The organism is Pelomonas nitida, from assembly GCF_043555975.1.
Taxonomy (GTDB): Bacteria; Pseudomonadota; Gammaproteobacteria; order Burkholderiales; family Burkholderiaceae_C; genus Pelomonas; species Pelomonas nitida.
Window position 1 is genome coordinate 73,823 of record NZ_JBIGIA010000018.1, and the last position, 18,402, is coordinate 92,224.

At 70.3% G+C, this 18,402-nt stretch carries 21 protein-coding genes; 12 read left to right on the top strand and 9 right to left on the bottom strand.

Going from position 1 to position 18,402, the window contains the following annotated elements:
* The first annotated feature begins 36 nt into the window (after nt 1–36).
* A complete protein-coding gene (locus ACG00X_RS20070) occupies nt 37–699 on the top strand; it encodes a cytochrome c oxidase assembly factor Coa1 family protein (RefSeq protein WP_394490815.1) in 663 nt (220 codons plus the stop codon).
* The gene (locus tag ACG00X_RS20075) at nt 696–1,727 is read left to right on the top strand and encodes an NAD-dependent epimerase/dehydratase family protein (protein WP_394490817.1); all 1,032 of its coding nucleotides are present in this window, start codon (nt 696–698) and stop codon (nt 1,725–1,727) included. Before ACG00X_RS20070 ends, ACG00X_RS20075 begins: the two co-directional genes overlap by 4 nt.
* A 46-nt stretch (nt 1,728–1,773) precedes the next feature.
* Here ACG00X_RS20075 and ACG00X_RS20080 read toward each other — a convergent pair whose 3' ends face one another.
* The 4 genes from ACG00X_RS20080 to ACG00X_RS20095 form a co-directional block, all read right to left on the bottom strand.
* Nucleotides 1,774–4,014 (bottom strand): helicase-related protein, encoded by a 2,241-nt coding sequence (locus tag ACG00X_RS20080; RefSeq protein WP_394490819.1) that lies wholly within the window; start codon nt 4,012–4,014, stop codon nt 1,774–1,776.
* 52 nt (nt 4,015–4,066) lie between these two features.
* Nucleotides 4,067–4,315 (bottom strand): hypothetical protein, encoded by a 249-nt coding sequence (locus ACG00X_RS20085; RefSeq protein ID WP_394490821.1) that lies wholly within the window; start codon nt 4,313–4,315, stop codon nt 4,067–4,069.
* A 259-nt stretch (nt 4,316–4,574) separates the two neighbouring features.
* Nucleotides 4,575–4,967: a DUF7668 domain-containing protein gene (locus tag ACG00X_RS20090; protein ID WP_394490823.1), complete on the bottom strand. Its 393-nt coding sequence runs from the start codon at nt 4,965–4,967 to the stop codon at nt 4,575–4,577.
* Between the two features lie 36 nt (nt 4,968–5,003).
* Complete coding sequence (locus ACG00X_RS20095; RefSeq protein ID WP_394490825.1) at nt 5,004–7,775, bottom strand: polysaccharide deacetylase family protein; 2,772 nt, start codon at nt 7,773–7,775, stop codon at nt 5,004–5,006.
* A gap of 141 nt (nt 7,776–7,916) precedes the next feature.
* On the opposite strand from ACG00X_RS20095, the gene ACG00X_RS20100 reads away from it, so the two are divergent.
* From ACG00X_RS20100 to ACG00X_RS20135, 8 genes are all read left to right on the top strand, one after another.
* A complete protein-coding gene (locus tag ACG00X_RS20100) occupies nt 7,917–9,710 on the top strand; it encodes a DUF885 domain-containing protein (RefSeq protein ID WP_394490827.1) in 1,794 nt (597 codons plus the stop codon).
* 31 nt (nt 9,711–9,741) lie between these two features.
* Entirely contained in the window at nt 9,742–10,530 is a 789-nt protein-coding gene (locus tag ACG00X_RS20105; RefSeq protein WP_394490829.1) for a nucleotidyltransferase domain-containing protein, read from the top strand.
* A 205-nt stretch (nt 10,531–10,735) separates the two neighbouring features.
* Nucleotides 10,736–11,062 carry an ArsR/SmtB family transcription factor gene (locus ACG00X_RS20110; RefSeq protein WP_394490831.1) on the top strand — a complete coding sequence of 109 codons (327 nt, stop codon included), beginning with the start codon at nt 10,736–10,738 and terminating at the stop codon, nt 11,060–11,062.
* 13 nt (nt 11,063–11,075) lie between these two features.
* Nucleotides 11,076–11,561 carry an ArsI/CadI family heavy metal resistance metalloenzyme gene (locus ACG00X_RS20115; RefSeq protein ID WP_394490833.1) on the top strand — a complete coding sequence of 162 codons (486 nt, stop codon included), beginning with the start codon at nt 11,076–11,078 and terminating at the stop codon, nt 11,559–11,561.
* 4 nt (nt 11,562–11,565) lie between these two features.
* A complete protein-coding gene (locus ACG00X_RS20120; RefSeq protein ID WP_394490835.1) occupies nt 11,566–12,066 on the top strand; it encodes an arsenate reductase ArsC in 501 nt (166 codons plus the stop codon).
* Between the two features lie 2 nt (nt 12,067–12,068).
* Complete coding sequence (locus ACG00X_RS20125; RefSeq protein WP_394490837.1) at nt 12,069–12,725, top strand: aquaporin; 657 nt, start codon at nt 12,069–12,071, stop codon at nt 12,723–12,725.
* 76 nt (nt 12,726–12,801) lie between these two features.
* On the top strand, nt 12,802–13,224 hold the full coding sequence (gene arsC, locus ACG00X_RS20130; RefSeq protein ID WP_394490839.1) for an arsenate reductase (glutaredoxin): 423 nt from the start codon (nt 12,802–12,804) through the stop codon (nt 13,222–13,224).
* Between the two features lie 74 nt (nt 13,225–13,298).
* Nucleotides 13,299–13,784 carry a helix-turn-helix transcriptional regulator gene (locus tag ACG00X_RS20135; RefSeq protein ID WP_394490841.1) on the top strand — a complete coding sequence of 162 codons (486 nt, stop codon included), beginning with the start codon at nt 13,299–13,301 and terminating at the stop codon, nt 13,782–13,784.
* A gap of 82 nt (nt 13,785–13,866) precedes the next feature.
* On the opposite strand, the gene ACG00X_RS20140 is transcribed toward ACG00X_RS20135, so the two are convergent.
* Nucleotides 13,867–14,133, bottom strand: coding sequence for a hypothetical protein (locus ACG00X_RS20140; protein ID WP_394490843.1), 267 nt, complete (start codon nt 14,131–14,133; stop codon nt 13,867–13,869).
* Nucleotides 14,134–14,220: 87 nt separating this feature from the next.
* On the bottom strand, nt 14,221–14,973 hold the full coding sequence (locus ACG00X_RS20145) for an SDR family oxidoreductase (RefSeq protein ID WP_394490845.1): 753 nt from the start codon (nt 14,971–14,973) through the stop codon (nt 14,221–14,223).
* A 111-nt stretch (nt 14,974–15,084) separates the two neighbouring features.
* On the opposite strand from ACG00X_RS20145, the gene ACG00X_RS20150 reads away from it, so the two are divergent.
* Nucleotides 15,085–15,978, top strand: a complete 894-nt coding sequence (locus ACG00X_RS20150) for a LysR family transcriptional regulator (RefSeq protein ID WP_394490847.1) — start codon at nt 15,085–15,087, stop codon at nt 15,976–15,978.
* A gap of 79 nt (nt 15,979–16,057) precedes the next feature.
* On the opposite strand, the gene ACG00X_RS20155 is transcribed toward ACG00X_RS20150, so the two are convergent.
* From ACG00X_RS20155 to ACG00X_RS20165, 3 genes are read right to left on the bottom strand one after another with little or no spacing between them, the layout of a single operon-like run.
* The gene (locus ACG00X_RS20155) at nt 16,058–17,200 is read right to left on the bottom strand and encodes an MBL fold metallo-hydrolase (protein ID WP_394490849.1); all 1,143 of its coding nucleotides are present in this window, start codon (nt 17,198–17,200) and stop codon (nt 16,058–16,060) included.
* 7 nt (nt 17,201–17,207) lie between these two features.
* Nucleotides 17,208–17,552 carry a YkgJ family cysteine cluster protein gene (locus tag ACG00X_RS20160; protein WP_394490851.1) on the bottom strand — a complete coding sequence of 115 codons (345 nt, stop codon included), beginning with the start codon at nt 17,550–17,552 and terminating at the stop codon, nt 17,208–17,210.
* Between the two features lie 5 nt (nt 17,553–17,557).
* Nucleotides 17,558–17,938 carry a cupin domain-containing protein gene (locus tag ACG00X_RS20165; protein ID WP_394490853.1) on the bottom strand — a complete coding sequence of 127 codons (381 nt, stop codon included), beginning with the start codon at nt 17,936–17,938 and terminating at the stop codon, nt 17,558–17,560.
* A gap of 107 nt (nt 17,939–18,045) precedes the next feature.
* On the opposite strand from ACG00X_RS20165, the gene ACG00X_RS20170 reads away from it, so the two are divergent.
* Nucleotides 18,046–18,363 carry a hypothetical protein gene (locus ACG00X_RS20170; protein ID WP_394490855.1) on the top strand — a complete coding sequence of 106 codons (318 nt, stop codon included), beginning with the start codon at nt 18,046–18,048 and terminating at the stop codon, nt 18,361–18,363.
* Nucleotides 18,364–18,402: the final 39 nt, after the last annotated feature.

Below are 18,402 nucleotides of genomic sequence, written 5' to 3' on the forward strand. Positions count from 1 at the left end.
ATGCCGCCCCATCAACAGGCAGGCCAGTAAGGGATCGTGGACGTCGTCGAGCACCGCAACACATCGGGCCAGGGGCCGGCCAGCCAGGTGCCGCCGGAGATCCGTGGCTGGAACTGGGGCGCCTTCCTGCTCAGCTGGATCTGGGGCATCGGCAACAACGTGCTGCTCGCGCTGCTGGTGTTCGTGCCGTTCTTCGGCCTGTTCTGGTGGTTCGTCGTCGGGGCGCGGGGCAGCGAGTGGGCCTGGCGCAACAAGCGCTGGGACAGCGTCGCGCATTTCCAGGCCACGCAGCGCAAGTGGGCGCGCTGGGGCGCGGTGCTGCTGCTGGCCTGGGTGGGCGTCACGGTGCTGTTCGTGTTCGGCATCCTCGGGCTGATGAAGGACTCCGACGCCTACCGGCTGGCCCGGGCCCGGCTGGACGCCGACCCCCGCGTGGCCGCGCTGGTCGGCCGGCCCTTCTCCACCGGCCTGCCCAGCGGCGGCATCCAGACCTCGGGCCCGAACGGCGAGGCCCACCTGGCCTTCAGCATCGAGGGCCCGCGCGGCAAGGGTCAGGTGTTTGCCGAGGCCACGCGCCGGCTGGGCGAGTGGCGCCTCGATCGCCTCGTGTTCGAGGAGGACGGCAGCCACCGCCGCATCGACCTGTCGCCCGAGCCGGCGCCGGGGGAGCTCGCCCCCGCGCGGGAAGGCGCCGTATGACGCCGCGCATCCTCGTCACCGGGGGCACCGGCTACATCGCCGGCGTGCTGATCCGCCAGCTGCTGGCACGGGGCTGGCAGGTGCACACCACGCTGCGCGATCACGCCCGCGAGCCGGCGCTGCGGGCGCTGCTGGGCGTGGCGCCGGGCGATGAGCAGCTGAGCTGCTTCGCGGCCGACCTGATGGCGGACGCCGGCTGGGCCGAGGCCGCCGCGGGCTGCAGCCACCTGGCCCACCTCGCGTCGCCGCTGCCCGTGGGCGTGCCGCGCGACGCCAATGAGCTCATCGTGCCGGCCCGCGACGGCGCGCTGCGGGCGCTGAAGGCGGCGCGGGATGCCGGCGTGCGAAGGGTGGTGATGACCTCCTCCGTCGCGGCCATCTCCTACGGCCACGGGCCGGGTGCTCATCACGTGACGGAGGCCGACTGGACGCGGCTCGACGCGCCGGATGTGCCGCCCTATGTGCAGTCCAAGACGGTGGCGGAGCGCGCCGCGCGCGACTGGGTGGCGCGCGAGGGCGGCGGGCTGGAGTTCTGCACCGTGAACCCGTCGGTCGTGCTGGGCCCGGTGGCCAGCGCCGACTATTCCGCCAGCGTCGTCATCGTGCAGAGCCTGCTGCAGGGGCGGCTGCCCGCCCTGCCCCGCATCGGCTTCGGCGTGGTGGACGTGCGCGACGTGGCCGAGCTGCACTGGCGCGCGCTCAACGCACCCGGCATGGCCGGCGAGCGCTTCATCGCCGACGCCGGCTTCCTGTGGCTGCGCGACATGGCCGCCGTGCTGCGCGAGGAACTGGGCGAGCAAGCACGCAAGGTGCCCACGCTGACGCTGCCCGACTGGAGCGTGCGGCTGATGGCCAGGTTCAGCCCGCTGGTGCGCAACGCGGCCAGCGAGCTGGGCGTGGTGCGCCACCAGGATGCGAGCCATGCCCGCGAGGTGCTGGGCTGGGTACCCCGCCCGGGGCGCGAGGCCATCGTGGCGACGGCGAGGGACTTGATCAGCCTGCCGGCCGTTCAGCCGGCGCGGCGCTGAAGGACGCCACGCTCAGCGTTCGCGCCATCCGTCGCCCACGCGGGCTTCACCGCCCGCGCCTCTGCCACAGCGGCCGTTTGCCCTTCAGCTGCCGCTCGATGCCATCGTTCAGCCGGCCGCGCAGGTCCACCACCGCTTCCACATGGCCGTAGACGCCGGGGAAACGCAGGTCTAGCCACAGCCACAGCGTGCAGATGCGCAGCGCCTGCTCCATGCGGTCGAGGCGGCCGTGCTGGTCGTATTCGTCAAGGAAATACGGGTCGCCGGCCTTGCCGGTGCGGGCGTGGTTCATGGCCCAGCTGGCGAACTGGTCCACCAGCATCGGCAGGCGTGAGTCCACCGGCGCTTGCGCGTACTTGAAGCGTTCGTTCAGCGGCAGCGCGATGGCGTTGCGGTCCAGCATCTCGGCCAGTTCCAGCATCTGCTCCAGCTCGGCCACGGCAAAGTGGGCGTCGTCCAGGCGCAGCTGCTGCATGAAGATACTCAGCACCGCGTAGAGCTTGTTGACACCCATGCGCTGCGAGATGGTCTGCACATGGCGCCAGTTGGGCGCCACCGGGCATTTGAAGTCCCGTGGCGCGCGCGGCTCCTTGGGCAGCTGCTGGCGCAGGATCTTCATGGCCTCTGCGTCGGCCTCCTTCAGCACGCTGACGAAGCCCTCGTCGTGCATGCCGTAGCGGCCCGCGCGGCCGGCGATCTGGTGCACCTCGCTGACGCTGAGTTCGCGGTCGCCCACGCCGTCGAACTTGGTCAGCGTGGAGAACAGCACGCGCCGGATGGGCAGGTTCAGGCCCATGCCGATGGCGTCGGTCGCCACCAGCACATCGCTGGCGCCCACGGCGAAGCGCTCGGCCTCGCGGCGGCGCACCTCCGGCGGCAGCGCGCCGTAGATGACGCTCACCTGGTGGCCGCCTTGCGAAATCTGGTCGCGCAGCATCAGCACGTCGCGGCGGCTGAAGGCCACCACGGCGTCGCCGGACTGCAGGTGCGTCATGGGCACCGGCGCGGGCATCAGCTGCACCTGCTGCTTGCGCTCGAACACGCGGCGCTCGGGCTTCTCGCCGCACAGCTGCAGCAGCCGCTCAATGGCGGGCGCGGCATAGGCCGACGCGATGATGATGACCTCGCGGGCCGGCACGCCGACGATGGCCTGTGTCCAGGCCCAGCCGCGCGAGTCGTCGAAGATCATCTGCGCCTCGTCGATGACGGCCACGTCGATCACATCGCGCGTGTTCACCATCTCGATGGTGCTGCTCACCACACGCGCATCGGCCGCCGGCACGTTCTCCTCGCCGGTCAGCAGCGAGCAGGGCACGCCACGGCCCACGAGCCGGTCGCGCCCCTCCAGCGCGAGCAGCCGCAGCGGCGCCAGATACGCGCCGTCCAGCGCCTGGCTCAGCCGCTCGAAGGCCGAGTAAGTCTTGCCGCTGTTGGGCGGGCCGAGGTAGAGCGTGACCTTGCGGCCCAGCTTGCGCGCGGCGTCGAAGCTGTCCGGGTAGCCCTGGAAGGCCAGCTCGCGGCCCAGGCTGGCCAGCGTGCTCTGTTCCTCCACCTGCTGTTCCCAGCGGTCCTGCGCGCGGGTCAGCGCGGCCTTCAGGTCGGCAAACGGCATCGGCACGCCGCACTCGGCCTGCAGTCGCGGCAGCAGCGACGCGAGCTGGGCGCTGTCGCCCATGGCCTCGCTGCGTGCGACGAGGTGGTTCAGGTGCAGCGCCAGCTCGGCCTGGAACGAGTACTCGGGCGACTGGCCCAGCGCATGGCGCAGCGCGGCCGTGTCACCGTCGCGGAAGAAGGCCCACACGGGCCCCTCGGGCACCGGCACGCGGTGCGACAGGTCGATGCGCCAGCCCTCATGCGCGAGCGTGATGGGGTGGATGCACAGCCGCGTGAAGACGAGGCCTTCACGGCGCAGGCCCAGGCTTTCCAGCTGGTTCAGGCGCTGCTGCAGCAGCGGGCGCAGCGTGTTGGCCAGCGGTGTGGCGTCCAGCTGCGCCAGCGCGACGGGCAGGTGGGCCGGGATGATCCAGCGGCTGGGCCGGGCACCGCCGGCCGCCTTGGAGATCTGGATGGCGCCCAGGCGGTCCAGCGCGTCTTCGCTGCCGTCGTCGAGGTCGGCCGGCGTCAACACCTGGGGCAGCGCGTGCGCGGCCTGGCGGATGCGGGCCCAGTCTTCCGGCGCCAGGCTGGCGGGCAGGCGCGACGCGTGGCGCGGTTGGGGGAGGGGAAATGCCGGCGCGGGCGGCTTGGCCGGCTTGCTCGGCTTGGAGGCGGGGACTTCTGAATTCACGCCGGAAGTGGAACACAGCCCGCGCCGGGGCTGGTCGCCTGCCTCAGCGGGCTCAGCGCGTGGCGCGCTTGTCGCTGCGGTTCAGCAGCACCGTGAGGTGCTTGCAGACGTTCTCGCCGGTCGTCGTCAGCTTCAGCGAGCCGCCGCGCCATTCGAGCCAGTGCAGGGCCACGTAGTCGTCGATATAGTCCTCCGGAATCTCCGCCGCGCGCCGCTGCTTGAGCAGGTCGACGGTGGGCAGCAACCGGTCACGGAGCACGTCGCGTCGCGTGGCGGCGGGGGACGAGGCGGATGAGGTCATCGAGATCTCCGGCAAGGATGGTCGCGGTGGGACGAACAGCCTGAGTTGAACACAAGCAGGTGGCTGGCCTGTGTCGGACGGATGCCGATTCCTTTGGGCTACGAGTTGATGGCACGACTGGGGTGCCGGGCGCTCTTCGTTGCTCTGCTTCTTGGCCACGTCCAGCGTCGACGCATTGAAGATGCGTTTCAGAGGCGGGACGGCGTCTCGTGTCGTTTCGGTAGGTGCGGGTGATCGGTGTGAACCGCAGCTGGCCCAGCTACATGACATGGATGTCGTTGAACTGGATGGTCAGCCCGTTCGCATCGGTCAGGATGTCGAAAGTGGCTGTGAGATCCGACACGCAGCCGTCGATGTTGAGGTCATACCAAATCTCACCGATGCTGCCGTGCCTCGGCTCCGGCCAGCGCGAAACCTCTTTGCGCTGTTGTATATCGGTTGCTCGGCCATGCAACGTCACTCGTTGGCCGGGCTTGCATTCGTCGTAAGACTTGATCACTTGGCGAATCAAGTCCGGACTCCAGCGCATGTGCGGATCGTGCGCCGTGTAATTGAACGCCGCCAAGTAGTCTTCTCCTTCCAGCAGTGCCGCCCAGCTGTCGGCAAGCTGCAGGAGTTCTTCATCGGTTGCGGCGACGGACAAATGTGGCATGGGTGCGATGCGCTGCTGAGTTCCTGGACTGGCAGTTCACAACGCCTTCGGCCTCGTCCCCTCCGACGGTGCAGCAATCCACGCCTGCAGTTCCGCCGCCCTTGCATGCTTGGGCGCCAGCTCCAGGAAGGTCTTGTAGGCGGCCATGGCCTTGGCGTCGTCGCCGGCCTGCAGGCGGGCATCGCCCAGGTTGAGCCAGGCCAGCGAGCGGCTTGCGTCCATCTCGAGGGCCTTCTCGAACCAGCCGGCCGCATCGGCGAACTTGGCCCGGCGATACAGCACAAAGCCGAGGTTGTTGGCCGCCAGCGCGAACTTCGGCTGCAGCTGCAGCGCCTCCTTGAACGCGGCCTCGGCCTCGTCGTAGCGGCGCTCGCGGTAGAGCTGCAGGCCGCGGTCGTTGGCGCGTTGGGCGGCGACGCGGGCGCCGGGGTCGACGCGGGCGGTCGTCGCGGCCAGCGCCTGGTCCTTGCCGTCCAGGCCCTTGATCGTCACCTGCACGGCACTCGCGGCGCCGCTTGCGGCCGGGGCGGCCTGGCGGCCGGCGGTGCTGGCTTCGTCCAGCTTCGCAGCCAGCTGGCTGGCCTTGTCGTCCAGCTGGGCGACGGCGCCGCTGAGCGCGGGCTCGGTCGAAGCCGGCAGTTCGAAGATGAACTCGCCGCCTTCGCTGCCCGGCAGGCTGCCGAAGGCCGGCGTCTGGTGCGCGATGGCCGACACGGCGGGTGCCACGTAGGCGGCCAGTTCGGTGGCGGTGATGAGGCCGTCGCCGTTCAGGTCGGCCTTGCCGCTCAGGGCCTGCAGCAGCGTCCACGTGAAGACAGAGTGGCCGCCGGGGCCGTCGTCGGCCACCTGCTGGTCGGCGCCACCGGCGGTCATCATCTGGCGGCCGATGCGGCGCGCGTTGGTGCGGGCGAAGTTGCTGTCTGATCCCGCCACGCCTCCACGAGTCAAGCCCAGACCGGAATAGCAGGCGTCGATGACGAACAGCGCGTGCTTGGCCGTGATGGCCTCGGCCACCTCCTGCAGCTGCGGCATCGCGATGGCGTCGGCCTGCAGGTCGTTCAGGCCCGCATCCACCGGCACGATGTAGCCCACCTCGCGGCCGCTGGGCAGGCGGCGCGTGCTGCCGTGGCCGGCGAAGAAGACGAACACGCGGTCGTCGCGCTTCACGCGCTTGGCGTCGCCGAAGCGCTCGTTCAGTGCCTTCAGGATGTTGGCGCGCGTGGCGTCGGCGTCAGTCAGCAGCGTGACGTTGTCCGCCTTGAAGCCGAAGCGCGTGACCAGCGATTCGCGCACGGCCTGCGCGTCGCGCACCGCGTGCGACAGCTTGGGCCAGGCCGTGTAGCCATCGATGCCGATGACCAGCGCATGGCTTTCTCGGTAGAGCTCACCGGGCGCGGGCGGCGGCGCGGTGACGGTCTTGTCGGTGGAGACGACGAACTGACCGTTCTGCCAGCTCGCGAAGCGCCAGCCGTCGGCGGCCAGCTGCGCGAGCACCAGCGGCAGCGCCTGCACGGTGCGGGCGTGGATGTCGTGGAACAGCACGATGCCGCGGCCCTGCTTGTCCAGCTCGTCCAGCACGCGTGCGGCGATGCTCTTGGGGATGGGGTCGCTCCAGTCCAGCGAGTCGACGTTCCACATCATCGAGCGCAGCTTCAGCGCCTCGATAGTGGTCAGAGCACCGTCGTTGCGGGCGCCATAGGGGAAACGAAACAAGGCGTCGCCATTGCGACCCGCCGCATCCAGCAGCGCCTCCGTGTTGGCGGCTTCTTCCTTCACCTTGACGAGCTCGAACTTGCTCATCAGCCCGTGCGTGAAGCTGTGGTTGGCGATCTGGTGGCCGGCGGCCAGCACGCGTTTGGCGACGGCCGTGCCGTTGCCGGGCAGCGGCTTGCCATCGGCCCCGACCTTGCCGAGGTTCTGGCCGAGCTGGAAGAACACGGCCGGGGCTTGATAGCGCTTCAGGATCTCCAGGATCTCGTCGGTGTAGCGCGCGTGCGGGCCGTCGTCGAAGGTCAGCAGCACGGTCTTGGGCGGCAGCTTGTCGCCGAAGACTTCGCGGTCCTTGGCGGCCATGCCGCGCATGCCGCCGGACGCTGCAGAGGCCGGCGGCTCCGGTGCCAGGTCTGCAGGGGCCGGCAGTTGCGCGCCGTGCTGCTTCATCACCGCCTCGCGCGTGTGCAGCGCCTTCAGCTTGGCGATGTAGTCGGCCCACTTCTCGCGTTTGAGCTCGATGCCGCGCTTGGCGAAGCCGCCGAAGACTTCCTTCAGCTCCTGCTCATAGGCCTTCTCCACCTCGGCCAGCGTGTCCAGGTCGTCCTGCGCGCGGCGCGCGAGCTTGATGCCGTCCAGCGTCTGCGCGCTCTTCAGCCCCGTGGCGAGTTGGCCCAACACCTCCTTGAAGGCCAGGCGGTCGGCGTCGAACCAGCTGGGCTCGCTCTCGATGCGCGTCAGCAGCGCGGTGGTGGCATCCAGCGCGTCGGGCTTCAGCGCCGCGTCGGCCAGCGCCTGCTGGCGCTGCAGCAGTTCATGGAACAGCTGCTGGCCCAGCGCCTGCACCTCGCGGCGCTGCGGTGGCGGCAAGGCGGCCTCGCCGTCCATCAGCACGACGATCTGGCGGTGCAGGGCCAGCAGCTCGTCGGCCTCGCGGCCCAGGCGCTGGCTGGCGCCGACATCCTGCGGTGCCGATGCAGCGGGCAGCGCGGCCGGCGTGTCCGCCGGGGTCGTGGCCGCGCGTTGGCAACCGGCCAGGGCGAGGGCGGCGGTCAGCAGCAGGGCGGTCGAGGAAGGGCGCAGCAGGAAGGCGGTCATGGAAGCGGTGGGTTCAAGGGCCGCCGCGATTGTGGCGCCGCCGCGTGTGCGGGCCGTTTCAGCGCGCCGCGAGACACCTGCTGACAGCCGCTGGCAGCCGCCAGCCCAGAATGCCGCCTCCGCCGCTCCCGCCCCATGACCATGCGCCTGCCTGCCCTTGCCTTTGCACTGACCCTGTCGATGCCGCTCTCGCTGCTGGCGGGCTCGCCCGCCGCGCGGGCCGCCACGCCGGCCGAGCGCCTCGCAGACGTCGCCGCGCGCTACTACGACGCCCGCTCGCGCTTCGACCCCATCTCCGCCACCGAGAGCGGCGACAACCGCTACGACGACCAACTCGCGCTGGACATTGCGCCGGCCGAACGGGCGCGCCGGTTTGCCGCGTGGCGGGGCTTTCTGAAGGAGCTGGACGCGCTGCCCGCAGCCCGCCTGCCGGCCGACCAGCGCCTCAACCGCGAGTTGCTGGTGCAGCAGTTGCGCGACCGCCTGGCCTTCGAGCGCTTCCCTGACCACCTGCTGCCGCTGCACCACATGAGCGCCGTGCCGCTGCAGTTGGCCTTCTATGCCAGCGGCGAGGCGGGCCAGCCGCTGAAGACGACCGCGCAGCTGGAGGCCTACCTGAAGCGCATCTCGCAGCTGCCGGCATGGTGTGACCAGGCGCTGTTGAACCTGCGCGAGGGCGTGCGGCGCGGCGTGGTGCAGTCGGGCCCCGTCGTCGACGCCATGCTGCCACTGCTGCGCAGCCTGGCCAGCGAGGATGCCGAGCACAGTGCGTTCACGGCGCCAGTGCGCGCGCTGCCGCCGGGCATCGACGCCGGCGACGCCGTGCGCCTGAAGGCCGCCTACGAGCAGGCCTGGACCGAGCGCATCGCCCCGGCGCTGCGCCGGCTGGTCGCCTATGTGGAGACCGACTACGTGCGCGCCGCGCGCCGGGAGGCCATCGGTTGGTCCGCCCTGCCCGACGGCCGTGCCTGGTACCGCCAGTGGGTGCGCGAGCAGACGACGACCGACCTCACGCCCGAGCAGGTCCACGCACTGGGGCTGCAGGAGGTGGCACGGCTGCAGCGCGAGATCACGCGCCTGGCGCCGCAGCTGGGCTTCACAGGCGACCCGCTGAAGGATGGCGGCCTGCTCGCCTGGGCGCGCAGCGATGCCCGCTTCCGGCCGTTCAAGATCGAGGCCGAGATCCTGGACCACTACCGCGCGCTGAACGACCGCCTGGCGCCGCAGCTGCCGCGGCTGTTCGGCCGGCAGCCGCGCATGGCGCTGGAGATCCGGCCCGAGCCGGCGCTGACACGCCAGACCGCGTCCGACCACTACACCGTGGGCCAGGCCGATGGCAGCGCGCCGGGCATCTTCTGGGCCGTCATCAACGATCCCACGGCCTACAGCGTCTCCACGATGACGGCGTTGTTCCTGCATGAGGGTCAGCCGGGGCACCACTTCCACCTGGGCCTGCAGCTGGAGATGCCGTTGCCGGATTTCCGCCGCCGCACCTGGATCAACGCCTATGGTGAGGGTTGGGCGCTGTACGCCGAGACGCTGGGCCAGGAGCTGGGCCTGTACGACGACCCGGTGGCGCGCGCCGGCGCGCTGCGCCTGGAAATCAGCCGTGCCGCGCGCCTGGTGGTGGACACGGGCCTTCATGCCAAGGGCTGGAGCCGTGAGCGCGCGCTGCGTTACTGGCGTGACATCACCGGGGCCAGCGAGCAGCAGGCCGCCGCGCAGATCGACCGCTACCTCGCCTGGCCGGGCCAGGCGCTGGGCTACAAGATCGGGGCGCTGAAGATCCAGGAACTGCGCCGCCGCGCCGAGCAGCAGCTGGGCCCGCGCTTCGACCTGGCCGCCTTCCACGACCAGGTGCTGGGCGAGGGCTCGCTGCCGCTGTCGGTGCTGGAGAAGCGCGTGGAGGCGTGGATCCAGGCGCAGCGGCAGTGAGCGGCAGCTGCGCATGGGGAGAATGCGCGCCATGATCCCCATCCCTGTCAGAGAAGAAATCCTGCAACGCATCCGCCGCGCGGAGCAGGAGCACGACGTCAAGGTGCTGCTGGCCGTCGAGTCGGGCAGCCGGGCCTGGGGCTTTGCGTCGGTCAACAGCGACTACGACGCACGGTTCATCTATGTCCACCGCCGAGACTGGTATCTGTCGGTGGGCCTGGAAGACAAGCGTGACGTCATCGAGTACCCCATCGTGGACGACATCGACCTCAATGGCTGGGACCTGCGCAAGGCGCTGCGGCTGTTCTGGAAGTCCAACCCGGCCTTTGTCGAATGGATTCAGTCGCCCATCCTCTATGCGGAGCTGGGCAGCTTTGCCGCCAGCGCCCGGCAGCTGATGCCGGAGGTGTATTCCTGCGTCAGGGGTGTGCATCACTACCGCAGCATGGCCAAGACCAACCACCGGGGCTATCTGCAGGCCGAGCAGGTGCCGTTGAAGAAATACTTCTACGTGCTGCGGCCCTTGCTGTCTGTGCGCTGGCTGGAGCGTTATGGCCAGGCCGCGCCCATCGAGTTTGCGAAGCTGCTGCACCTCATCGACGATCAGCCGGCGTTGCTGGCCGACATCCATGCGCTGCTGGAACGCAAGCGCGCGGCGCAGGAGCTGGGCCTGGCGCCGCCCGTCAAGAGCATCGACGCCTTCATCCAGGCCGAGCTGGCGCGGCTGGAGCACTTCAGCCCGCAGCCATCAGAGCGCGACGATGTGCTTGGCAAGCTCGACGCCGTCTTTCATCGCTGCCTGGACGAGACCTGGGCCTAGGAGGCTGATCCGTCGTTGCAAATGCTCGCTGGACATCGAGTCCAGCTCCGCTTGGCGCCTCGGCTGAGCCCCTTGCAGGCCCAACGCGCTTCAGTCCCAAAGCCCGACAGCTTCCTAGCCCGCGTGCCTCGCGAAATATCCGCGCTGCGCGCTCTTGGCGCGGGTTCGGCTTGTACTTCGCAAATACTTCGAGTATTCTGGAAATATGGATGAACAAGACGTCGTCAAAGCCCTGGCCGCGCTGGCGCAGCCGGTGCGGCTGAAGGTGTTCCGGGCGCTGGTGGTCACCGGCGACGCCGGTCTCACGCCTGGCACGATGGCCGAGGGACTGGACATGCCGGCCAACACGCTCTCCTTTCACCTGAAGGAGCTGGTGAACGCCGGGCTGGTGACGCAGGAGCGCGCCAGCCGCAACCTCATCTACCGCGCGGCCTATGGGCGCATGAACGCGCTGCTGGGCTACCTGACCGAGAACTGCTGCCAGGGCGCCAGCTGCGCGCTGCCGGCCGCGTCCACACCTTCCTGCTGCTGAACGAGGAGTTCCCATGAAGCGCTTTCACGTGCATGCCCATGTCGAGGACCTGCAGGCCAGCGTGGCCTTCTATGCCAAGCTGTTCGGCGCCGCGCCGACGCGGCTGGAGAGCGACTACGCGAAATGGATGCTGGACGACCCGCGCATCAACTTCGCCATCTCCACGCGCGGTGGCAAGCCGGGGGTGGATCACCTGGGCATCCAGGCCGACACTGCTGACGAGCTGGCTGAGCTGAAGGCGCGGGCCCGGGCCGCCGATGCGCAGGTGCTGGACGAGGGCGCCACCACCTGCTGCTACGCCGCCAGCGAGAAGCATTGGGTCACCGACCCGCAGGGCATCGCGTGGGAGCACTTCCAGACGTTGGCCGACATCCCCACCTTCAGCGCCAGCCATGCCGCCGCGCCGCAGCCGGGCTCGGCCTGCTGCCCGGGCGACGCGCCGCGCGGCAAGCCCATCGCCATCGCCATCGCCGTCAAGCCGGCCGGCTCCTGCTGCTGAAGCCATGACGACCCACGTCCTCATCCTCTGCACGCACAACTCGGCGCGCAGCGTGCTGGCCGAGGGCATGCTGAACCACTGGGCGCGCAAGCTCGGCCGCGACGTGCGAGGCCACAGTGCGGGCAGCGCACCCAGCGGCCAGGTGAACCCGTTCGCGCTGGAGGCGCTGCAGAACGCGGGCGTCGACACCACCGGCATGCGCAGCAAGAGCTGGGACGAGTTCACGACGCCCGACGCGCCGCCGCTGTCCATCGTCATCACCGTCTGCGACAGCGCGGCCACCGAGGCCTGCCCCGTGTTCTTCGGCGCCGGCACGCCGCCCGCCAAGGTGCACTGGGGCTACCCGGACCCGTCCGTCGTCAAGGGTGATGCCGCCAAGCGCCGCGCCTTCGAGTTGACCCGCCAGGCGCTGGCCTACCGCATGCTGCAGCTCTTGCAACTGCCGCTGGCCACGATGAACAAGCCGCATCTGCAGCAAGCGCTGCTGCAGATCGCGCAGAGCTGAGCGTGAGGCTCGCGCGCCGCTTGGCGGCCGAGTCGCTGGGCACGGCCTTGCTGCTCGCCGTGGTCATCGGTTCGGGCGTCATGGCCGAGCGCCTGGCCGGCGGCAACGTGGCCCTCGCGCTGCTGGCCAACACGCTGGCCACGGTGGGCGGGCTCTATGTGCTGATCGAGGTGTTCGGGCCGCTCAGCGGCGCGCACTTCAATCCGGCCGTCAGCGCCGTGATGGCCTGGCGGCGCGAGCTGCCGGCGGGCGCCCTGCTGCCCTATGTCGTGGCCCAGCTCGTGGGCGCCGTGCTGGGGGCCTGGCTGGCCCATGCGATGTTCGACCTGCCGGTGCTGCAGGTCTCCGCCAAGCTGCGCAGCGGTACCGGGCAATGGATCGCCGAGGCCGTGGCCACCTTCGGGCTCGTGCTCGTCGTCCTGCGCGCGCCGGCGGGCCGGGCTGCGGCCATGGTGGCCGCCTACATCGGCGCGGCCTACTGGTTCACGGCGTCCACGTCCTTCGCCAACCCGGCGGCCGTGTTCGGCCGCATGTTCAGCGACAGCTTCGCCGGCATTGCCCCGGCCAGCGCGCCGGGCTTCGTGTTGGCCGAGCTGGCCGGCGCCGCGCTGGCCGTGGCGGCCCACCGCTTGCTGTTCTCAGGAGAAGACTCGACATGAATCTGCGCGTGGCCTCGGCCGCCGATGGGGCCGCCCTTGCCGGCATTTACGCGCCTGGATGGCCAAGAATGACGGCATGACCGACATCACCATCTTCCACAACCCCAAATGCGGCACGTCGCGCAACGTGCTGGCGCTGATCCGCCATGCCGGCTTCGAGCCGCGCGTCGTGGAGTACCTGAAGACGCCGCCGACGCGCGACGAAATCCGCGCGCTGGCCGCGGCCGCGGGCGAGCCGTTGCGCGCGCTGCTGCGCGAGAAGGAGGCCGTGTTCGCCGAGCTGGGCCTGGCCGACCCGGGCGTGGGCGACGATGCACTGCTGGACGCCATCGAGCAGCACCCCATCCTGCTCAACCGCCCCCTCGTCGTCACCCCGCTGGGCACGGCGCTGTGCCGGCCGTCGGAGGCCGTGCTGGAGCTGCTGCCGGTGGGCCCGCTGCCGCCCTTCACGAAGAGCGACGGCGAGGTCGTGCACGACAGCGGCAGGCGCCGCAGCTGACCCGGAGCCGTTCACTCCAGGGCATGCCGGCAGGGGTGGATGGACCAGTCCACCGTCGCCTGGTCGATGGCCGCATGCACCGGCGAGTGCGCCAGCTGCCGGCCGACATTCCGGCGCTGGCGCCAGCCTACGAGCGCGAGATCCTGTACCGCGTGCTGCAGGGCCCGATGGGCTGGATGCTGCGCGACATCGCCACGCCCGACACGGCGCTGGCGCGCATCCACCGCGTCATCCGGCGCATCCGCCGCGAGTTCGCGCAGCCGCTGCCCGTCGAAGACCTGGCGGGAGAGGCGGCCATGAGCGTGTCGGCCTTTCACCGCCACTTCAAGGCCGTCACCGCGCTCAGCCCGCTGCAGTACCAGAAGCAGCTGCGCCTGCTGCAGGCGCGCCAGCTGCTGACCGGGGCGGGCCGCAGCGTCACGGCGGCGGCCCACGAGGTCGGCTACGAAAGCCCGACCCAGTTCAGCCGCGAGTACGGCCGCGCCTTCGGCCTGCCGCCGGCCCAGGATGCGGCACGCATCGTGGCCGGCATGAAGGGGCGGTCGGCCGCCCGTCTCTGAATCAGGCGGCCGGGCGCCGCTGTTGACGGCCCGCGTGGCCGGCCGGTACGGGCGCGGTTCGTCGTCGATCTGGCCGTGGCGTTCAGCCGCGCAGCCAGCCCAGCGCCAGGCATGCGGCGGTGGGCAGGCCGAAGAGGAACAGGAAGATCGGGGCCTCTTCGGCCAGCGAGTAGCCCGCTCGGCTGACGCCGACCCACAGGTTGAACAGCGTGAGTGCCGCCCAGATCCCGATGAAGGCGACGCGTGCCGCCAGCCGCGCGTGCGGGAATTCGGCCGCGAACAGCCGGCCGAGCAGCATGCACGCGGCCAGCAACAGGCCGCCGACCAGCAGGAATTGAACGCTCCTCATCGGGCCGCCCCTTTCATGCGGCAAGGCCGCTTGACGCGCCGGTGACGAGGATGACTGGGTTCCTGCTCATGGTGTTCTTCTTGTCGCTCAGACGATGCCGCCATTCGCCCGGATCGTTTGCCCGTTGATCCACGCGCCCTGCGGCCCGGCCAGCAAGGTCACGACGTTGGCGATGTCCTCGGGCTGGCCCAGGCGCTCCAGCGGGGCCATCTTGGCGAGTTGCTGGACGCGCTCGGGCGTCTTGCCGTCCAGGAACAGCGCCGTCGCCGTCGGGCCGGGCGCCACCGCGTTGACGGTGATGTTCCGGCCGCGCAGTTCTTTGGCGAGGATGTTGGTCATGGTCTCGATGGCCGCCTTGCTGGCCGCGTAGACGGCATAGCCGGGCAGCGCCAGGCCGATGACGCTGGTGGAGAAGTTGATGATGCGGCCGCCGCTGCGCAGCCGCTGGGCCGCTTCGCGCATCGCCAGGAAGCTGCCCTTCACATTGATGTCGAACAGCCGGTCGAAGGTCTCGTCCGACGTGTCGGCCAGGTGGGGCAGCTCGTTGGCCATGACGCCGGCGTTGTTGACGAGCACGTCCACGCCGCCGAAGGCCTCGGTGGCGGCGTCGAACAGGCGCCTGGCGGCGCCGGCTTCGCCCACGTCGGCCTGCACGGCGATGGCACGGCCGCCGCGCTCGGTGATGGTGGCGACGACCTTCTCGGCCTCGGCGCGGCTGCCGGCGTAGTTGACGACGACGGCATGGCCGTCCACGGCCAGCTGCTGCGCGATGGCCGCGCCGATGCCACGCGACGCGCCGGTGACGATGGCAACAGGGGAGGAGTTCAGGACTTGGCTCATGGTGGGGCTCCGGTTTCGGTGGGGTGAAGCCACTTTATTGATCGACCCCATTCGGATAAACAGGCTTGTTAAGACATCACAATCCATCTCGCCTAAACAATCGGAGCCGCGATGGACCGCCTGGACGCCATGCACCTGTTCGTGCGCATCGTCGACCTGACCAGTTTCACCAAGGCTGCCGACGAGCTGCAGCTGCCGCGGGCGTCGGTCAGCCTGGCGCTGCAGCAGCTGGAGGCGCGGCTGGGTGTGCGGCTGCTGAACCGCACGACGCGGCATGTGAGCCCCACGCTCGATGGCCAGGCGTATTACGCGCGTTGCCAGCAGATCCTGCAGGACGTGGGTGAGGCTGAGGAGCTGTTCCGCGCCAGCCAGCTCAAGCCGCGCGGCAAGCTGCGCGTGGACCTGCAGGGCACGCAGGCGCTGCGTTACGTGCTCCCCCACCTCGGCGAGTTCCACGCGTGCTATCCCGACATCGAGCTGGAGATCGGCCTGGGCGACCGCATGGTGGACCTGGTCCGCGAAGGCATCGACTGCGTGCTGCGCTCGGGCGAGCCCAAGGACTCGTCGATGGTGGGCCGGCGCGTCGCGCTGTTGACGCAGGTGACCTGCGCCAGCCGCAGCTACCTGGACCGCCGCGGCACGCCGGCGACGCTGGAGGAGTTCGCCACGCACGATGCGGTGAACTACGCCGGCAGCGGCGGCCGCATCCTGCCGTTCGAATTCATCGTCGACGGCGAGACGCGCAGCCTCACGCTGGGTGGCCCGGTCAGCGTCAACAGCGCGTCAGGCTACGCCGTCTGCTGCAAGGCCGGCCTGGGCTTCGCGCAGATACCGCGCTACGCCATCGAGGCCGAACTGGCCAGCGGCGAGCTGGTGGAGGTGTTCCCGCAGTGGCGCCCGGCGCCGCTGCCGGTGTCGGTGCTGTACCCGCACGCCCGCCAGCTGTCGTCACGGGTGCGGGTGTTCGTGGACTGGGTGGCGGAGCGGATGGCGGTGGCGGGCTGAGAGGCAGCACCTTCACGGGCCCTGTTGCCCGCCATGCTTGGCGGCGGTGTGGTGAGGGCTTGCGCCGGCTCGGTAGCCGTCAGTCCAACGGCCAGGGCATGGCCGCTGGCAACTTGGCCGGGTCTTCCGGCTCGGCCGGTGTGGCCCGCTTGCCTTGGGTGGGTTCGTTGGCTTGCCGCCACCACGGAGTGGCCCGTTCGCCATGTGCCGGCTCCACCGCCTCGCCCAGGCGCGGCATCAGCAGTTGCGCGCCCTGACGGGGGCCGAGTGTCAGCAGCATTTCCGCCGGCTGATCCCAGTCGTGCAATGCCAGGCTGAACGTGCCCCAGTGCACCGGCAGGAAGGCGCCGCCGCCCAGGTGCTCCAGCGCCTTCAGCGCGTTCTCCGGCCCGAGGTGGATGTCGCCCCAGGAGGGATGGAAGGCCCCCACTTCCAGCATGACGAGGTCGAACGGCCCGAAGCGTTCGCGGATGGCGGCGTACTCGCTCGTCAGCCCCGTGTCGCCGCTGAAGAACACGCGGTGCTTCGGCGACTCGATGACCAGCGACGACCACAGCGTCGCATTGCGGTCGTTCAGCGACCGGCCCGAGAAGTGCTGCGAAGGCGTGGCGTGGATGCGCAGTTCGGCGGCCGGATGCTGCCAGTGCTCCCACCAATCCAGCTCCACGATGCGCTCGGCCGGCACCCCCCAGGCCTGCAAGTGGGCGCCCACGCCGAGCGACGTGATGAAGGGCACGTCCTGCAGCTTCACGAGCTCCGTGATCGTGCCGATGTCGAGGTGGTCGTAGTGGTCGTGTGAGATGACGACGGCGTCCAGCCGGGGCAGGCCCTTGAGCGCCAGCGGCACGGGCTGGAAGCGCTTCGGGCCGGCCAGCTGCGATGGCGACGCGCGCTTGCCCCACACCGGGTCGGTCAGCACGCGCAAGCCGTCGATCTCGATCATGACGGTGGAGTGGCCCAGCCAGGTCGCGCGCAGGCCGGTGTCGGTGGGGCGCAGCCAGGCGTCAACCGGGTTGACCGACGGCAGCGGGCTGCCGGGCGTGCGGCGGTCGCCACCGCACAGAAAGTCGGACAGCGACGGCCGCTCCGTGCGGTCACGCAGGCCGGGCTCGATGGGGTGGACGTTGTGAAAGCCCTCGCCGGTGTCGGTGACGCGCCAGCGCGGCGAGGCCCGCATGCGTTCGAGGCGGAGGCCGGTGGCGCGTTTGCCGAGGGATTTCATCGAGAGGTCAAGAGGGCGAACAATCCGCCGAGATGGCGGCGCGCGGCACGGCTTCAAGCCCATGCGCCGCGCGGGCGCGCAGGCATTTCTCGTCGCCCGGCTGCAGTTCGCGGCAGCTGCTGGAGCGCTGCGCGTAGATGCCGCAGCCGACCGAGCGGCCCACGGCCCCCTGCAGCGCCACGCAGCGCACCGGCCGGCTCTCGGTGCCGGCCATGCAGCGCAATTGCGGGCTGAGTTGCCGCGTCAGGGCCACCGGCACGGTGCCGCCCGGCGCGTCGTCGGCCTCGGCCCAGTAGAAGGAGACACGGAAATGGGCGCAGCAGGCGCCGCAGCGTTGGCAGTCGAAGCTCATCGTCGTCAGGCGGGGCGGTGCTCGGTGCCGGCGCCGAGCGTGATGAAGAACATGCGGCTGGGCTGGAACACCTTGGCCGTGTGCCACACACCGCGCGGCACCACCACGGCGCCACGGCCCGTGAGGCGCTGGGCGACGACGCCTTCCACCGTCTCGAGCTGGAACTCGACATCGCCCTCCAGCAGGTAGACGAACTCCTCCCCACGGGGGTGCATCTCCCAGCTGCTCCAGTCGGCATCGAACGCGAACTCCGACACCAGCCACTCCTGCCCCAGCGCGTGCAGCTGCTCCTCGGGCTGCTGCCAGAACGCGGGCCCACCGGCCACCTGGCGGATGCCACCGTCGGCGGCCAGCAGCGCATAGAGGGTTTCGGGCAGGAACTTCATCATGCGACTCCCTGGTGATTCGCCTCGGCATTCTGCCGGCCGCCGCTTGAAATCCCGCGGCCCGCCGCCACGTGCTGGGTCAGGTAGTTCTTTATCGAGCGTGTCGCATGCCCTCTGTCGTCAAACTCGCCGTCCCCACGGAACTGATGCCCGTCGTGCGTCTGGCCCAGCTGCTGCAGGGCCTGGAAGGCCGGCTGGTGGATGCCCACCAGTACCGCGTGCTGGTGCAGAAGCTGACGGCCGCGCTGGACGAACACCAGCGCCACGAGGCTCTGCCCGGCCTGCTCGACCACTTCCCCGCCGCCGCCGAGGTCTACGAGAACCTGCAGTACGGCCACGCCGGCCTGGTGCGCGCGCCGCTGGAGGTGTCGCTGACATCGGAGCTGGCCACGCGCAGCCTGCTGGAGCGGGTGCAGCGCGGGTGACGGCGGTTGGAAGGGCGAGAATGGCGCCCTCGCGTTGCC

Coding starts and splice junctions, on each gene's coding strand:
- ACG00X_RS20145 (WP_394490845.1), bottom strand. CDS start 14,973: ATGAGCCAAGTCCTGAACTCCTCCCCTGTTGCCATCGTCACCGGCGCG.
- ACG00X_RS20105 (WP_394490829.1), top strand. CDS start 9,742: ATGATCCCCATCCCTGTCAGAGAAGAAATCCTGCAACGCATCCGCCGC.
- arsC (WP_394490839.1), top strand. CDS start 12,802: ATGACCGACATCACCATCTTCCACAACCCCAAATGCGGCACGTCGCGC.
- ACG00X_RS20075 (WP_394490817.1), top strand. CDS start 696: ATGACGCCGCGCATCCTCGTCACCGGGGGCACCGGCTACATCGCCGGC.
- ACG00X_RS20170 (WP_394490855.1), top strand. CDS start 18,046: ATGCCCTCTGTCGTCAAACTCGCCGTCCCCACGGAACTGATGCCCGTC.
- ACG00X_RS20140 (WP_394490843.1), bottom strand. CDS start 14,133: ATGAGGAGCGTTCAATTCCTGCTGGTCGGCGGCCTGTTGCTGGCCGCG.
- ACG00X_RS20100 (WP_394490827.1), top strand. CDS start 7,917: ATGCGCCTGCCTGCCCTTGCCTTTGCACTGACCCTGTCGATGCCGCTC.
- ACG00X_RS20160 (WP_394490851.1), bottom strand. CDS start 17,552: ATGAGCTTCGACTGCCAACGCTGCGGCGCCTGCTGCGCCCATTTCCGT.
- ACG00X_RS20110 (WP_394490831.1), top strand. CDS start 10,736: ATGGATGAACAAGACGTCGTCAAAGCCCTGGCCGCGCTGGCGCAGCCG.
- ACG00X_RS20165 (WP_394490853.1), bottom strand. CDS start 17,938: ATGAAGTTCCTGCCCGAAACCCTCTATGCGCTGCTGGCCGCCGACGGT.
- ACG00X_RS20115 (WP_394490833.1), top strand. CDS start 11,076: ATGAAGCGCTTTCACGTGCATGCCCATGTCGAGGACCTGCAGGCCAGC.
- ACG00X_RS20090 (WP_394490823.1), bottom strand. CDS start 4,967: ATGCCACATTTGTCCGTCGCCGCAACCGATGAAGAACTCCTGCAGCTT.
- ACG00X_RS20155 (WP_394490849.1), bottom strand. CDS start 17,200: ATGAAATCCCTCGGCAAACGCGCCACCGGCCTCCGCCTCGAACGCATG.
- ACG00X_RS20120 (WP_394490835.1), top strand. CDS start 11,566: ATGACGACCCACGTCCTCATCCTCTGCACGCACAACTCGGCGCGCAGC.
- ACG00X_RS20085 (WP_394490821.1), bottom strand. CDS start 4,315: ATGACCTCATCCGCCTCGTCCCCCGCCGCCACGCGACGCGACGTGCTC.
- ACG00X_RS20095 (WP_394490825.1), bottom strand. CDS start 7,775: ATGACCGCCTTCCTGCTGCGCCCTTCCTCGACCGCCCTGCTGCTGACC.
- ACG00X_RS20150 (WP_394490847.1), top strand. CDS start 15,085: ATGGACCGCCTGGACGCCATGCACCTGTTCGTGCGCATCGTCGACCTG.
- ACG00X_RS20135 (WP_394490841.1), top strand. CDS start 13,299: ATGCACCGGCGAGTGCGCCAGCTGCCGGCCGACATTCCGGCGCTGGCG.